This window comes from Neorhizobium sp. DAR64862/K0K3 (genome assembly GCF_050500185.1).
GTDB classification, from domain to species: domain Bacteria; phylum Pseudomonadota; class Alphaproteobacteria; order Rhizobiales; family Rhizobiaceae; genus Neorhizobium; species Neorhizobium soli.
In genome coordinates this window covers 1291479-1306017 of sequence record NZ_CP191450.1, presented here as the reverse complement: position 1 = coordinate 1306017, position 14539 = coordinate 1291479, and the positions used below count along the sequence as shown (strand labels likewise).

General features: G+C 60.0%; 13 protein-coding genes. 8 read left to right on the top strand and 5 right to left on the bottom strand.

All coding sequences use genetic code 11. The features are described from left to right. The first annotated feature begins 75 nt into the window (after positions 1 to 75). The 3 genes from ACQY1L_RS22830 to ACQY1L_RS22820 all read left to right on the top strand — a co-directional run bounded on the left by ACQY1L_RS22830 (position 76) and on the right by ACQY1L_RS22820 (position 3420). On the top strand, positions 76 to 1164 hold the full coding sequence (locus tag ACQY1L_RS22830) for an RHE_PE00001 family protein (protein ID WP_430244749.1): 1089 nt from the start codon (positions 76 to 78) through the stop codon (positions 1162 to 1164). A 127-nt stretch (positions 1165 to 1291) separates the two neighbouring features. Then, positions 1292 to 2494, top strand: a complete 1203-nt coding sequence (locus ACQY1L_RS22825) for a mandelate racemase/muconate lactonizing enzyme family protein (RefSeq protein ID WP_430262060.1) — start codon at positions 1292 to 1294, stop codon at positions 2492 to 2494. Positions 2495 to 2505: 11 nt separating this feature from the next. Beyond that, positions 2506 to 3420 (top strand): DMT family transporter, encoded by a 915-nt coding sequence (locus tag ACQY1L_RS22820; RefSeq protein WP_062576646.1) that lies wholly within the window; start codon positions 2506 to 2508, stop codon positions 3418 to 3420. A gap of 56 nt (positions 3421 to 3476) precedes the next feature. Here ACQY1L_RS22820 and ACQY1L_RS22815 read toward each other — a convergent pair whose 3' ends face one another. Genes ACQY1L_RS22815 through ACQY1L_RS22800 form a run of 4 tightly spaced genes read right to left on the bottom strand, consistent with a single transcriptional unit; the run spans position 3477 to position 7533 of the window. Continuing rightward, positions 3477 to 4481, bottom strand: a complete 1005-nt coding sequence (locus ACQY1L_RS22815) for a TRAP transporter substrate-binding protein (RefSeq protein ID WP_062458586.1) — start codon at positions 4479 to 4481, stop codon at positions 3477 to 3479. A 50-nt stretch (positions 4482 to 4531) separates the two neighbouring features. Next, positions 4532 to 5809: a TRAP transporter large permease subunit gene (locus tag ACQY1L_RS22810; RefSeq protein ID WP_062458589.1), complete on the bottom strand. Its 1278-nt coding sequence runs from the start codon at positions 5807 to 5809 to the stop codon at positions 4532 to 4534. Beyond that, positions 5810 to 6343 carry a TRAP transporter small permease gene (locus ACQY1L_RS22805; protein WP_062458592.1) on the bottom strand — a complete coding sequence of 178 codons (534 nt, stop codon included), beginning with the start codon at positions 6341 to 6343 and terminating at the stop codon, positions 5810 to 5812. A 29-nt stretch (positions 6344 to 6372) separates the two neighbouring features. Further along, positions 6373 to 7533: a fumarylacetoacetate hydrolase family protein gene (locus tag ACQY1L_RS22800; RefSeq protein ID WP_062576644.1), complete on the bottom strand. Its 1161-nt coding sequence runs from the start codon at positions 7531 to 7533 to the stop codon at positions 6373 to 6375. A 397-nt stretch (positions 7534 to 7930) separates the two neighbouring features. Between ACQY1L_RS22800 and mdoH the strand changes: the two genes are divergently transcribed. The 5 genes from mdoH to ACQY1L_RS22775 are packed head-to-tail and all read left to right on the top strand — an operon-like array spanning position 7931 to position 13071. Next, positions 7931 to 9835, top strand: coding sequence for a glucans biosynthesis glucosyltransferase MdoH (gene mdoH, locus ACQY1L_RS22795; protein WP_430244745.1), 1905 nt, complete (start codon positions 7931 to 7933; stop codon positions 9833 to 9835). After that, on the top strand, positions 9832 to 10809 hold the full coding sequence (locus ACQY1L_RS22790) for a zinc-dependent alcohol dehydrogenase (protein WP_113165040.1): 978 nt from the start codon (positions 9832 to 9834) through the stop codon (positions 10807 to 10809). Before mdoH ends, ACQY1L_RS22790 begins: the two co-directional genes overlap by 4 nt. A 20-nt stretch (positions 10810 to 10829) precedes the next feature. After that, on the top strand, positions 10830 to 11228 hold the full coding sequence (locus ACQY1L_RS22785; protein ID WP_062458601.1) for a 6-pyruvoyl trahydropterin synthase family protein: 399 nt from the start codon (positions 10830 to 10832) through the stop codon (positions 11226 to 11228). Continuing rightward, positions 11225 to 12289, top strand: a complete 1065-nt coding sequence (locus ACQY1L_RS22780) for a glycosyltransferase family 4 protein (protein ID WP_249407657.1) — start codon at positions 11225 to 11227, stop codon at positions 12287 to 12289. Before ACQY1L_RS22785 ends, ACQY1L_RS22780 begins: the two co-directional genes overlap by 4 nt. Beyond that, positions 12286 to 13071 (top strand): class I SAM-dependent methyltransferase, encoded by a 786-nt coding sequence (locus ACQY1L_RS22775; RefSeq protein ID WP_325264358.1) that lies wholly within the window; start codon positions 12286 to 12288, stop codon positions 13069 to 13071. Before ACQY1L_RS22780 ends, ACQY1L_RS22775 begins: the two co-directional genes overlap by 4 nt. A gap of 16 nt (positions 13072 to 13087) precedes the next feature. Here the strand turns inward: ACQY1L_RS22775 and ACQY1L_RS22770 are convergent, their stop codons facing one another. Next, entirely contained in the window at positions 13088 to 14473 is a 1386-nt protein-coding gene (locus ACQY1L_RS22770) for a hypothetical protein (protein ID WP_430244741.1), read from the bottom strand. Positions 14474 to 14539 lie beyond the last annotated feature (66 nt).

The following is a 14539-nucleotide window of genomic DNA, read 5'->3' as shown; positions in this document are numbered from 1 at the left end:
CATCCACCTTGTGTCCGGTAGCGAAACCGAACGTGACGCTAGCTTTCACAACGGCATTGAACTATAACGCTTGCAATGCGTTACGATCTCTCAAAAATAGACTCTGGTGAGTTGTTCGGACCGATCTCGGCAGCGACAGCCGGCGCTGTACGACTCGATGAGCGGATCGCTAGTTCCCCCGTACGGCAAGGCTGGATCGATCGCGCCCATTTCTCGGACGCCTGCTCGTCCCTTTGGATCGATGGGGAACTTGTCCATATCGAAGACCTTGTTCTCCATGACGCAGGGATGGCAGTTCGAGCCTCCACTCACGAATTGACAGTTGCCCATGACGTACTGCGAACGCGCCGGCGAATTGCGGCGAGCGAACCGGAATGGGCATTGAGCGCTGCTGGTCTTGCCGCGCTGCGGTCCGGTCGTCATGACGAGGCTCAAGACATTGAGATCAAAGCGGCACCGAGAGGGCTCGCAACGATCTCGCGTGACGATGATTTCGAGGATCCCTTGGCAGCTATCGATGCTGTTCTCGCGCGAAGCCAGGCGTTGCTTGCGGACGCCGTAAGCGTTCGTGCGATGAAGATACCAGGCCGGGACGCTCTCATCTATGACGAGGACTGGGACGAGGACGCTCGTCTGTCGGAATGGCGCGTGGTGCTGGACGAAACGCAGTCCATGCCGCCCCTCCTCAAGGCCGCCGTTGCGTGGGACGCTTGGTTTCACCTGCAGGTGTCGAAGCATGCGCCATGGCTTGGACGTTTGCTGGCGAGCGCGGTGTTGCGCGAAGCCGGGTTAACCGAAACGCAGTTGTCCGCGGCCAACTTCGGTCTCCGGCAGGTGTCGCGGGAGCGCAGAATGAGCAGGAACCGCATGGTGAGGCTTCTCGCGTTCACGGAAGCAATTGCGCTCGCGTCCGAGCATGGCATGAAAGAGCACCAGCGGTTGTTGCTCGCCAAGCAGCAGCTCGAGCGCCGTCTGGTGGGTCGGCGACAGTCGTCGCGGCTTCCCCAGCTAATCGAACTTGTCTTGTCGCGCCCGCTTGTTTCGAGCGGGATGATTGCCGACGCACTGGAGATAACCCCGCAGGGCGCGCTGAAGATTGCTGCCGAACTCAATCTTCGTGAATTTACCGGGCGAGGGCGCTTTCGCGCCTGGGGAATACTTTGATCTGACGGGTTAACGCGTTGCAAATAAAGACAAAAGCGAACTGAAACTAGTGTTCCCGGCCTTTCTATCGTCCAAACGATCCCCTAATGATGAGGGTATGTCGTGGAGGACATTAAGGGAGGTATCAATGAAGATCACGAAACTCGAAACCGTGCGAGTTGCAGAGCGCGCAAACCTGATCTGGGTTCTGGTTCATACGGATGAAGGTCTGACCGGTCTCGGCGAGACGTTCTTCGGGGCAGAGACGGTCGAAAGCTACATTCACGAATATATTGCACCGCGGGTGCTCGGCCGCGATCCGCTTGCCATCGATCTTCTCGCACAGGACCTCGTGGGCTATGTCGGGTTCCGATCCTCGGGTGCCGAGGTGCGTGGCAACTCGGCTTTCGACATCGCGTTGTGGGATCTGTTCGGCAAGGTCACGGGCCAGCCGATCGCGCAGTTGTTGGGCGGCTTCAGCCGCAAGGAAATCCGCACCTACAATACCTGCGCCGGCACCGAGTATATCAAGAAATCCACTGGCCAGACCACGGGCAACTATGGCCTGTCGACCGGCTCGGACTACGACGATCTCAACGGATTTCTCAACCGTGCGGACGAACTGGCGCATTCGCTGCTGGAGGAGGGGATCACGGCGATGAAAATCTGGCCGTTTGATGCCGCCGCGGAGAAGACCAGGGGGCAATATATTTCCCCTTTCGATCTCAACGCAGCGCTTCAGCCTTTCGAAAAGATCCGCAACGCCGTCGGCGACAAGATCGACATCATGGTCGAGTTTCACTCCATGTGGCAGCTTCTCCCTGCGATGCAGATCGCCAAGGCGCTGACGCCCTATGGGACGTTCTGGCATGAAGACCCGATCAAGATGGATAGCCTGTCGAGCCTGAGGCGTTATGCCGAGGTATCGCCGGCGCCGATCTCCGCGTCCGAAACCTTGGCAACGCGCTGGGGATTTCGGGATTATCTCGAAACCGGCGTCGCTGGCATCGTCATGCTTGATATTTCCTGGTGCGGCGGACTTTCTGAAGCGCGCAAGATCGCCTCGATGGCGGAGGCTTGGCATTTGCCGATCGCTCCGCACGATTGCACCGGACCGGTTGTCCTCGGCGCATCGACGCACCTGTCGCTTAACGCACCCAATGCGCTGGTGCAGGAAAGTGTGCGCGCGTTCTACAAGACGTGGTACCGCGATCTCGTCACCGCACTGCCTGAAGTGAAGAACGGCATGATCACGGTTCCGCCTGGTCCTGGCCTCGGAATGGACCTCAATCCAGACCTGGACAAGGTCTTCACCGTAACACGGCGTTTCTCAAACCTCGCAGACATGTAGGGCATCGCGGCATGATCGCATCCATCTCCAAGCAAATCGTCTCGGCGCGCATGGCCGGGCCCCTCATCATGCTGCTCGGCATGGTCATGTTTGCGCTTAACGACGCCATGGGGAAGTGGCTCGTTTCGAGCTACGGCCTTGGACAGGTCGTGCTTCTGCGCAGCCTCGCCGCACTTGTCATCTTGCTGCCTTTCCTGTTCTTTCAGGGATTCGGCTCGCTGCTGAAGGTCGAACGACCCGGCATGCAGGCCCTTCGGGTGTTCTGCTCCACCGCCGAGGTTTTCTGCTTCTACTATGCCGTGATGTATCTTCCGCTCGCAGACGTCATGACCTACTGGCTCGCAGCACCGATCTATGTCGCCGCGGCCTCGCCACTGCTACTGGGTGAAAAAGTCGGCTGGCGTCGGTGGACTGCAATCGGCATCGGCTTTATCGGTGTCGTCATCACGCTCGAACCGTCGAGCGCGATGATCAGTCCGCCAGCGATCGTATCCATCTTCGGCAGTGCCGCCTTCGCGTTCATGATGATTTCAGGTCGTTTCCTGAGGGCCACCCCAGACCGGACGCTTGTCTTTTTCCAGATCGTCGGTGCGGCACTTGCAGGCCTTGCTTTCGCGCCTTTCGACTGGTCGCCGATCGCTTCTACCCGCGATTTTGGCCTGCTTGCATTGCTCGGTATAGTGGCGATGACCGCTCATGTTCTCGTTAACAGAGCATTGAAGATCTCGGATGCGGCAACGGTCGCTCCCTTACAGTACACGCTTTTGCTCTGGGCGGTTCTGTTCGGCTGGCTGTTCTTTGGCGATATGCCGAGATTCGGAATGCTGATCGGTGCAGCACTGATCGTCGGTTCCGGCGTCTTCATCTTCCTGCGCGAGCAGACGCTGAAGAAGCGCCAAAGGGTGCAGCCGATCGCGCTCGAATAGCCATGAAAAAAGCCCGCGACGGTAACGTCGCGGGCTCGTCTGCCTAAGCCTGATGCTTACTTACGGACTTCCTTAAGTTCCGCCAGGATGCCATCAACCACATCGGCACCAATCTGGTCCTTGTGCTTTTCATAGACAGCAAGCGACTTTTCACGGATGCGAGCCTGCTCCTCAGGCGACAGCGTGTTCACTTCCAGGCCGGCGGCCTTGATCTTTTCCAGAGACTTCTTGTTGAGATCGCCGATCACCTGGCGCTCCACATCGCGACCGACCACTGCGCATTCACGCAGTGCAGTCTGTTCTTCCGGTGAATAGGTGTTGAAGATCGCCTTGGAGAAGAGGAAGAGGAAAGGCGTATATGCGTGGTTGGTCTCGGTGACGTATTTCTGCACTTCGAAGAACTTCGAGGTGTCGATCGTCACATAGGGGTTTTCCTGCGCGTCGATCGCGTTGGTCTCGAGCGCCGAATAGACTTCGCCGAAGGCCATCGGGGTCGCGTTTGCACCAAGGTTCTGGAAGGTGTCGAGGAAGATGTTGTTCTGCATGACGCGAACCTTCATCCCCGAGAAATCTTCCCACTTGGTGACGGCGCGCTTGGAATTCGACAGGTTGCGGAAGCCGTTTTCCCAATAGGCAAGATTGACCAGACCGGCGCCGTCGAGCTTCTTGTTCATCTCGTCGCCAAATTTGCCGTCGAGCACCTTGTAGGCCTCAGGGGCATCGCGGAACAGGAACGGCAGGTCGAAGACGCCGAGTGCCGGAATGATGCCGACGAGCGGAGACGAGGATGTGACGACGGCTTCCTGAACGCCCGAGCGCAGCGCCTGGGTTGCCTGAAGGTCGCCGCCAAGAGCGCCGCCCCAGAAAGCGGTCAGCTTCAGCTTGCCGCCGGACTTCTGGTCCAGGCATTCCTGCATGGCCTTGATTCCGTTACCGACCGGATGGTCGGCATTGATGCCGTTAGAAACGCGAATGTTGCGGCTCTTGAATTCGGCGAAGGCCGGTGCCGCTGTGGAGCAGGCAAGCGCGATCGCTGTAGTGGCAAGAAGCAGTCTCTTCATAGTAGTCCTCCCAGTTGGACGTTGATGTGAACAGGTTGAATGGCAGGCCGTCAATGCAACCAACGTGCGGGCACGATCACAAGATCGGGAAACAGCACGAGCAGGAAAAGCACGAGCGACTGCGCAAGAAGGAACGGCCACACGCCGGCCGTCACCTTGCCAAGCGGTATTCTCCCGACACCGCTGACGACGTTGAGCACAACACCGACCGGCGGCGTGATGAGGCCGATCGAGTTGTTGATGATAAAGAGCACGCCGAAATAGACCGGATCGATCCCCGCCTGCTTGATGATCGGCATGAGAACCGGCGTCAGGATCAGGATGGTCGGCGTCAGATCGAGTGCCGTACCGACAACCAGAACCAGGATCATGATGACGAACATCAACAGCGTCGGGCGATCGATCAACGGTTCGATATAGCCGGCGATTTCTGCCGGAATATTCGCAGCCGTGATGAGCCATGCCGATACGAGTGCCGCGCAGACGAGGAACATGATGACCGAAGTCGTCTTGGCGGCTTGCAGAATGACGTGCGGAAGGTCTCTCGGCTTCAGTTCCTTGTAGATTACCATGCCGACGAACATCGCATAGACGGCGGCAACGACGGCAGCTTCGGTCGGCGTCACGATGCCGATCTTGATGCCGCCGAGGATAATCACAGGCATGCCGAGCGCCCAGGCAGCGCGTCCGGTTGCGTGCAGGCGTTCCTTGTAGGTGGTTTTTGGAAGCGCCTGGACGTTATCCTTGCGCACCACGATCAGCCAGGTGATGATCAGTGAGACGGCCATCAGGATGCCGGGGAAGATGCCCGCCATGAAGAGCTGGGTGATCGACACGTTCGCGGCAACGCCGAACACGATAAACGCCATCGACGGCGGAATGACCGGGGCGATGATGCCGCCGGCAGCGATCAGACCGCCAGAGCGGGGAATATTATAGCCTGCCTTGGCCATCATCGGGATGAGGATGGCGGCAAGGGCGGCCGTATCGGCAGCGGCCGAACCCGAAATGCTGGCCATGATGAGCGCTGCAAAAATCGCAACGATCCCGAGACCACCTCTGATGTGACCGACGCAGGCGATCGCGAAATCGATGATACGCTTCGACAAACCGCCGGAATTCATCAATTCGCCGGCGAGAATGAAGAAGGGGATGGCGAGCAGGGTAAATGTATCTGCGCCGGCAATCATGTTCTGCGCGATGATCTGGCTGTTGAACATGTCCATGTACCACATGAGCACGACGCCGCAGAAAATCAGCGAGAACGCGACGGGGACGCCAACGGCCATCGCCCCAAGCAGCGATCCAACAAAGACGAAAAGAGTCATTTAGGTCCGCTCCGCCAGTTGTTCGATCGTCATGTTTTCACCCGTGAAGGCTGCGATTTCCGCGTCGGTGACGCGACCGGTGATCAGGCGGAACAGCCGTTCAAGCGCGATCAGCACACATCCTCCACCGGTGAAGAAGCCGATGCCGTAGACCCATGCCATGGAAAGCCCGGTCACAGGCGCGACCATGCTGGCGTTGATCGGCAACTGGACCCATGTTCCCCAGAAGAAAATTGCCGAACACAGGATGATCAGCAGGTTCGAAATGATCATGCAGGCGATACGGCCCGAGCGACCGAGCATGGCGACCAGCGACTCCACACCAAGGTGGGAATGTTCGCGAAACGCAACGACAGCACCGATGAAGGTCAGCCAGACGAAGAAGTAGCGCGACAGCTCTTCCGATATGTTGAGGCCGGAGTTGAAACCGTAGCGCAGCACCACGTTGAGGAACACCATGATTGCCATGCCTGCCAAAAGCAGGATCAGCAGCAGTTCCAGGAAGCGGTAAAAGAGATCGTTGATTCGTTGCATCGGGTTCCTCCTCCCATCAACCGCGGCGGCTACAAGAGCTTGCGCTTCGCGAGGTTCTTCATCAAAGCCGTCAGCCCGAAGTCCCAGGGCGGGCAGGCTTCACTGTTTTCCACCCAATTCACCAGTCGCCCAAGCCTTGGCGACGAAATCTCGACGCGGTCGCCGATCTCGTGCGTAAAGCCCAGACCCTTGCCGCGCCGATCCTTGACCGGCGCAAACATGGTGCCGAGAAACAATACGGCGCCATCAGGGTATTGATGGTTGCGGTTGAGAAGCTGCGACACGAGATCTTCCGGCGTACGGCTGATGGCCTGCATCGGGCTAACGCCCGTCATCTCGAAACCTTCAGGGCCCTCGACCACAAGCGAGATCTCCGATTTCTTGACGTCTTCGAGCGAAAATTCGCCGTCGAACAGTCGGATGAAGGGACCGAGAGAACAGGATGCGTTGTTGTCTTTTGCCTTGCTGAGAAGGAGGGCGGACCGTCCTTCGAAATCGCGAAGATTGACGTCATTGCCAAGCGTCGCGCCGACAATCGCACCCGTGGATGTGACAGCAAGCACCACTTCCGGTTCGGGATTGTTCCAATCCGACTTCGGGTGAATGCCGACCAGCGACCCGCAGCCGACGGCCGACATGGGTTGAGCCTTAGTGAAGATTTCCGCATCCGGACCGATCCCGACTTCGAGATACTGCGACCAGAGCCCCATATCCTGCAACAGCGCCTTCACGCTTGCTGCCTTTTCCGAGCCGGCCACAAGCCCCTTGAGGCTGTCGCCCAGTACCGGCGCCAAGCGACCACGGATCTCCTGGGCCCGAAGCGGATCGCCCTTGGCCTGTTCCTCGATGACCCGTTCCAGCATGCTGTCTGCGAAAGTTACGCCTGCGGCTTTGATCGCCTGCAGGTCAACAGGCGCCAGCAGCGTTCCGGCAGTGCCGTCTAGGAAGTCATTGAGAGAGCCGAGATCCGTCCAATCGGTAGCGGCCGTCAGGCGCTCCACCAGGCCGTCGATCTCAAGCAGTGCTGACAGCGTCGCAGCGAGCGACGAAAGATCCAGAAGCCTGCCATTCCGGTAAAGGACAGGGCAGGGGCCGTCCGCAGCCTTCGACCAGACACGACCAACCAGAGTGGCGGTCTCGGAATCCTGCGGCAAAATCAGTTCGGGCGTCAGCCCGCCATGTATAGTCATTATGATCCTCCAAGCGGCCGATCGATCAGGCCTCCACCCGTCAATCTGTTGTCCGATGTCTGACAACGTCGCTTGAGCTTTCTACTGAGTGTTTTTCTTTGTGTCCAGTACTGCAACCCTGTCAATTCTGGGGATCATCTATACAATATACGCGGGCAAAGAACGCCGACGCACGGTGTCGTTCCGGTGCGCCCCAATGAAGTCGATGCAAGCTGACCAGGCGACGGATGAAGGATCATCCTACGTCGAGCGGTGACGGACGATCCAAAAGGATCCCAGTAAAACCTGCGGCTGTTTGCGCACTGGCGCGGATCTGGAGCGGGGCAACGGCGCCGGTAAACTTCATTTGAAATCGCTCGGCGCTTGCTAGGACGGAGGTTCAGCCTAAGTGTTGCGCATGGGCAATTTAAAAGAAGGCGTTCTCAACGCGATGGCTGCCGACCAAAGTGCAACGGGCTGGCAGTCGGATCCCGAACGAAGTCCCGACTTCCAATATTCCGGACTTCCAGTCCGGTGGCGCCGTCGTATTGTTCTGGCGCTCAACCTCGCAACGATCGCGGGGCTTGGGTATGTCGTCTACCGACTTCTTTCCCCAGATGGCATTGATGGTGCGGAAGCCGTCATGCTGATCGGGTTCATGCTGGCAACGCCGTGGACGGTGCTTGGGTTCTGGAACGCCGTGATCGGGATGGTCCTCCAGCATGGCCCCGGCGCTCCCTCCAAAAGCATCTACCCCTTCTATCCGCAGGGTCAGGGAAGCCAGCCGATCGCTTTGTCGTCGCGGACAGCGCTGACGATATTCCTGCGCAACGAAGATCCGCGGCCCGTCTTTGCCCGGATAGAGGCGATGCAGAAGAGCCTTCAGGCGACCGGCCTTCAACGCCACTTTCGGTTCTTCGTCCTCAGCGACACGTCCGAGCCAGACATCATCCAGTTGGAAGAAGCGGGCTTCGATCTCGTTGCCGCTCATGTCGTGGCGGATGGCGGTAACCGGCCGGTCTATCGTCGTCGTGCTGACAATGCCGGTTACAAGGCGGGCAATATTCAGGACTTCCTGAAGGAACACGGAAGCCGCTACGACTTTTTCCTGCCGCTGGATTCCGACAGCGTCATGTCCGGCGACGTGATGATACGGCTGGTGGCTGCCATGGAGGCACGACCTGAGCTCGGGATTCTGCAGACCCTGGTCGTCGGAGTGCCCGCCGAAAGCGGCTTTGCCCGGATGTTCCAGTTCGGTATGCGTCACGGAATGCGGTCTTTCACGCTCGGCTCCGCATGGTGGAGCGCTGATTGCGGGCCTTACTGGGGGCACAACGCACTGATCCGCGCCGCGGCATTTGAGGCCCACTGCAATCTGCCCGTTCTCCCGGGATCGCCGCCATTGGGCGGCCATGTGCTGAGCCACGACCAGCTGGAAGCGACCTATATGCGTCGGGGCGGCTACGAAGTTCGTGTGCTGCCGATCGAGACACAGAGCTTCGAAGCCAACCCACCGACATTGCTGGAGTTTGCCAAGCGAGATCTGCGATGGTGCCAAGGCAACATGCAGTATTGGCGTTTCCTTTTTGAGCCGGGCCTCAAGCTGCTCAGCAGGTTTCAGCTTTTTCAGGCCGTCCTGATGTATGTGGCACCGCCGGCCTGGATCGTCGCGACGTTTGCCGCCGCATGGAAGGGTGTGACCGGCGGCTTTGATGCGACCTATATCGAACTCGGCTTCTGGTCGTTCATCACCATCTTTCTTCTGTCGGTCACCCCCAAGATCGCCGGCGTCGTCGATGTGCTGCTTACCCCCGGCGCGATCCGCTCCTATGGCGGACCATTGCGCTTCGGTCTGTCGGCGGTGATCGAACTCCTGGCCTCGATGATCATGGCGCCCATCGTTGCCGTCTATGTCTCGGTGTTCCTGATCGGTCTTCTGTTCGGACGTTCGGTCACCTGGAGCGGTCAGAACCGCGACCGGCTCGGCGTTACGCTCGGCACCGCCGTCAAGGCGATGGGCCTCCAGACATTGATCGGCGTTGTCCTCGCTACGATCATCACTGGCCTGATCGGTGGGTACGCGATCTTCTGGGCTCTGCCTGTGGTCGCCGGTCTCTGTCTGGCGATCCCGTTCACGGTCTTCACGGCCTCGCAGCGGTTCGGTTACTGGACGACCCGTCTCGGACTGTTCGCAATTCCCGAGGAAGGCTGTCTTCCGCGGGTCCTCACCCGCCTCGTTCCGCATGAAGCCCGTCTCTGGCGTCGTCCGTCCGTCAGAGTCGAAGGCAAGTTTCCCAAGCCGGCACGCGATGGCCAGGCATGACGATAGCGCAAGCCTTGTGGCTGGTGCGAGAAAACCAGCCTGAATTGCGGGAGACGCCGCTTGGTCCGCTCGGGCACGGCGATGTCCTGGTGGAAAGCCTGTTCGGCGCCATCAGCCGCGGTACCGAATCGCTGGTGGCAGCCGGCTCGGTCCCCGAAAGCGAATACGACAGCATGCGCGCGCCGTTGCAGGATGGAGAATTCCCGTTTCCGATCAAGTACGGCTACGCGGTGGTCGGAACCGCAAAGGACGGCCCGGAAGCGCTTGTCGGCCGGACAGTATTCTGCCTCTATCCGCATCAGGATGCCTTCCACGCCCCCGCTGAGATGGTCGTGCCGGTTCCAGCAGGCGTGCCCGCCTCGCGCGCCGTCCTTGCAGCCAATATGGAGACGGCCCTCAACGGCGTTTGGGATGCCGGCATTCTTCCTGGAGACAAGGTCGCGGTCGTCGGTGCAGGGCTCGTCGGGCTTCTGATTGCCTATCTCGCCGCAAGGATCCCGGGCACCGAAGTCACCGTCGTGGACGTCAATGGCGATCGCCGTGGTCTTGCCGAAGATTTCGGATGCCGGTTTGCATCACCCGAACAGGCGAACGACGGTGACGGCGGATGCGATGTGGTGATCCACACGTCGGCCACGGCCGCAGGTCTTGCCACATCCATTGCGCTCGCCGGCTTCGAGGCGCGGATCGTCGAGATGTCGTGGTATGGCGAAGGCAGCGTGAAGATTCCGCTGGGCGGTCGTTTCCACAGTCAACGCCTGTCGATCGTCGCTTCGCAGGTCGGCAACGTACCGGTTCAAAGGCGCGCAAGGTGGCCGTTTTCGCGACGTCTGGCCGCGGCACTTGCATTGCTTGCGGATGACCGCCTCGACAAACTCTTCTCCGGCGAGACGGACTTTCCCGACCTTGCGCAAGACTATTGCCAAATTCTCGCCGATCCCGGCACCCTTTGCCACCGTATCCGATACCGTTAGTCTGAAAGGACATTCCCCGCATGTTTGCAGTTGAAGTTCGCGACCACATGATGATTGCCCATAGCTTGCCACGGGAGGTATTCGGCCCGGCCCAGGCGATGCATGGCGCGACCTTTATCGTCGATGCCGCCTTCATGACCGAAGATCTCGACGAAAACGGGCTCGGCGTCGATATCGGCCTTGCAACGACGGTGCTGAAAGCAATCGTTGCGCCGCTCAACTACCAGAACCTCGACGAACTCGAAATCTTTCGCGGCAAGGTCACCACGACGGAGGTGCTCGCCAAGCACGTCTTCGATCAGCTGAAAGCCGGTATCGCTGCCGGCGATCTTGGTCCGGGTGGCGTGCGCATCCGCCGCCTCAAGGTAACCCTGCATGAAAGCCATGTGGCCCGAGCCTGGTATGAGGCTGCGATTTGAACGCCGCATCAAGGGAGCGACGGCTGGTATTCGCCATCCCCGGCGATATCGACACCCGCAGCGGCGGGTATGGCTATGACCGGCGGATGATCGAGGAGCTTAGGGCAATCGGCTGGACAGTCGAGCACCTGCAGCTTCCCGGCGGCTTTCCGGAACCGAGCGAAAGCGAGCTTGCCGAAACAGCCGAAAAACTCGCAGCCCTCGCCGACGATAGTCTCGTTCTGATCGATGGCCTTGCGTTTGGGGCAATGCCGGCAATTGCCATGCAGGAGGCGACCCGCCTCCGCATGATTGCGCTCGTCCATCATCCGTTGGCACTCGAAAGCGGCATTCCGGCCGGCGTTGCCGAGCGGTTGCGAAAAAGCGAGATGACAGCGCTAGGTGCAGCCAAAGGTGTCGTCGTCACAAGCCCCAGCACGGCGCGAACTCTGGTATCGCAATTCCGCGTGGCGCCGGATCTCGTGCGTGTCGCCGTGCCTGGAACGGAGCAGGCAAAGCCTGCATCGGGCAGCACGGCCGGGGACGGGGTGATAATCCTGTCGGTCGGATCGCTGACGCAGCGCAAGGATCATGCGGCGTTGATTTCAGCGCTCGAGCGCATCTCCGATCGCCCATGGCAGTGCCGGATAGCAGGCAGCGATGACATGGATCGTCAATGCGCTGCCGATCTGCGACGACAGATCGAGGCGTGCGGGCTCTCCGACCGGGTGACTTTGACGGGCGCGCTTGATGATGTGGCGGTCGAATATGCCCAAGCGGATATTTTTGCACTCGCCAGCCAATATGAAGGCTACGGCATGGCCTTTGCGGAAGCCATGGTGCGCGGCCTGCCGATCGTTGGCTGTCGCGGCGGGGCGATACCGGATCTGGTGACTGACGATGCCGGGATCCTCGTGGAACCGGGCGACATTGCCGGGCTCGCCGAAGCTCTGGCGCTGCTGATCGACCAGCCGGAAACGCGACAAGCTTATTCTGCGGGCGCACTTGCCGTGGGCCAGCAGCTGCCCGATTGGCCCGCAACGGCAAAGGTGCTTTCCGACTTCCTGGAGGAAATGCGATGAGTGGCTTCGACACAGTCTGGCTCGATCTGCGCGAGCCCGCGGACAATGCTGCGCGTGAACCCGAGCTCCGGCGGTCTGCCATCGAAAGTGTGACCGCAGACGGGAACGGCGCGACGGTCGTCGATCTCGGCTGCGGAACCGGCTCCACTGTCCGCGCACTTGCGCCCCAGAGTTTGTCCTGGCACTGGCGGCTTGTCGACAACGATCTGCAACTGCTCGAAGAAGCCGCAAACAGGCTCGACATGCCCGACCAGGTGAAATGCCTGCAGGCCGACCTTAGCCAGTTGGCGCCTGAGCTCTTCACGGATGCGAGGCTGGTGACAGCGTCGGCGCTTTTCGACCTGGTCTCCGCCGAATTTCTGGAGCGTCTTCTGCATCTCCTCGCGAAGCGTGACATCGGCCTGTATACGGCGCTCAACTACGATGGCGTCTGCAGCTGGGAAATCGCGCACGAAGCGGATGCCTTGGTTGTCGAAGCGTTCAACGCCCACCAACGCCGCGACAAGGGCTTTGGACCGGCGCTTGGTCCAACGGCGGAACCGGTCTTGTCCCGGTTGGCGGAGCAGGCGGGCTTCAAGGTTCTCACCGGTCAGAGCCCTTGGCGCCTCGGCGGAGATCAAGCGGAATTGCAGCGGCATTTCATTGCCGGCATGGCAAACGCTGCGTCTGAAACAGACCGGCTTGACGAAAGCGTTCTGGACGACTGGCGACGGATGCGTCTCGAGATGGCATCGCGTTCGGCCTGCGAAGTCGGGCACTGGGATATGCTTCTCCTCCGCTGATTGGTTGCCACCCCGATCATCCCGCTGTCGGGGTGGAAAGAAGCCAGAGGCCGAAGACGGTATAGCCTATCATCGCAAGGGCCAGAAAAGCCTGACTGATGGTGGCGCTTGCCGGTTTCACGAAGTGCTTGAGCGCAATCATGTGGGCGATCAGAATGCCGATGCAGTGCCCGGCCACGATGATCGCGGTCTGTGCGATCCAGAGCTTTTCGACACTGCTGATGTCGATCAGCATCGATGCCGTGACGTGCCGATCGGCGGTTCCGAACAGATCCCAGCCAAGCGCAAAGGGATCCGAGATCGCAGAGTAGAGATATTGCCCGTTGATCAGAAGCAGGCTGAGATAGTGGGCTGCATGGAAGGCAACCGCTATCGGAATGATCGAATAGACCAGATGCGTGATCACCCCTCGATCAGCGACTAATCGTGCCTCTCCGGCAAGCCGGGCTCCTGATATGGCAGCCGCGAAATAGATCACTGCGAGCACCGCCGGAGCGGCGATCAAGCCGAGCGTATTCGGCAGGGTCACAGCGCTGCGGCCGGGAAATTCCAGCGGGTTCACCCCGATCATCGAGAGCCAGGTGAAGGTCTCTGCAAAGCCATCGAAGGACGCCGTTCCGAGCGTCAGCAGCAGAAACAGGGCGGCGCTGATCGGCGGCGGCTCCGCCGCGACGCAGTCTTGTCCCGGCCAGCGGAACCGGACACTCGCCCATATTCCGGATTTCGGCGGCGTGATTTCAAAGGGCGCGATCATGCCGATCATGCGGAAATACACCGAGAAGGGTTCGCCCCGCTCTGTCCAATCTCGCTCTCCGAAAACCAGCATGGCGATGAAATTGAGAATCCAGTAGACCGAGACGGCGATGGCGAGACGGGGAGGGTCCTCCGGGGCGAGCGAAACCAGCTCGTACCAGGTAAACATCAGAAACAGGAGGATCGCGGGGATGTAACCGACGGCCTCCGGCAGCTTCAACAGGGGAGCTTCGCCAAGCCTGCCGCCCGTCGCTCGCCGCAGGAGGCGAAGAGGACCCGTCCAGGGATTGAGCCATGGCCACAGGTTTCCAACCAAGGCCTGCACCAAGGTCAGGCCGACCCAGAACAGCGTCCAGACGACAAGCGGCAGCGGATTTTCGAGCGGATCGCCTGTCGAATAGCGGCCGGCGGCGATCAGTACCAGCAGAAGCACGAAGCTCAGAGTGCTGACCATCACGATCGGCGGCACCGGCCGGCGATCGAGCGTGATGGAGGCACTGCCAGCATGTGTGAACCAGCGCGACGGAACCAGCAGCAATGCGACGAAGGTAACTGCGACGACGATCGCGCCGCCTGTCAGGTAATATTCGGTCGGCAGCAGCATCACCAGCCCGCGTTCCGTCCCGTGCGCGCTGGCCGTGCAGGGCATGAGCGTCCACAAGAGAGCTGCCGTCGCCGATGGACAGGCCGGCAACCGGTGTTTTCGGGGAAATGA

What these genes read in the sequence shown, in the direction of transcription:
- ACQY1L_RS22830 (WP_430244749.1), top strand. Translation starts at nt 76, where the DNA reads ATGCGTTACGATCTCTCAAAAATAGACTCTGGTGAGTTGTTCGGACCG.
- ACQY1L_RS22825 (WP_430262060.1), top strand. Translation starts at nt 1,292, where the DNA reads ATGAAGATCACGAAACTCGAAACCGTGCGAGTTGCAGAGCGCGCAAAC.
- ACQY1L_RS22820 (WP_062576646.1), top strand. Translation starts at nt 2,506, where the DNA reads ATGATCGCATCCATCTCCAAGCAAATCGTCTCGGCGCGCATGGCCGGG.
- ACQY1L_RS22815 (WP_062458586.1), bottom strand. Translation starts at nt 4,481, where the DNA reads ATGAAGAGACTGCTTCTTGCCACTACAGCGATCGCGCTTGCCTGCTCC.
- ACQY1L_RS22810 (WP_062458589.1), bottom strand. Translation starts at nt 5,809, where the DNA reads ATGACTCTTTTCGTCTTTGTTGGATCGCTGCTTGGGGCGATGGCCGTT.
- ACQY1L_RS22805 (WP_062458592.1), bottom strand. Translation starts at nt 6,343, where the DNA reads ATGCAACGAATCAACGATCTCTTTTACCGCTTCCTGGAACTGCTGCTG.
- ACQY1L_RS22800 (WP_062576644.1), bottom strand. Translation starts at nt 7,533, where the DNA reads ATGACTATACATGGCGGGCTGACGCCCGAACTGATTTTGCCGCAGGAT.
- mdoH (WP_430244745.1), top strand. Translation starts at nt 7,931, where the DNA reads ATGGGCAATTTAAAAGAAGGCGTTCTCAACGCGATGGCTGCCGACCAA.
- ACQY1L_RS22790 (WP_113165040.1), top strand. Translation starts at nt 9,832, where the DNA reads ATGACGATAGCGCAAGCCTTGTGGCTGGTGCGAGAAAACCAGCCTGAA.
- ACQY1L_RS22785 (WP_062458601.1), top strand. Translation starts at nt 10,830, where the DNA reads ATGTTTGCAGTTGAAGTTCGCGACCACATGATGATTGCCCATAGCTTG.
- ACQY1L_RS22775 (WP_325264358.1), top strand. Translation starts at nt 12,286, where the DNA reads ATGAGTGGCTTCGACACAGTCTGGCTCGATCTGCGCGAGCCCGCGGAC.
- ACQY1L_RS22770 (WP_430244741.1), bottom strand. Translation starts at nt 14,473, where the DNA reads ATGCCCTGCACGGCCAGCGCGCACGGGACGGAACGCGGGCTGGTGATG.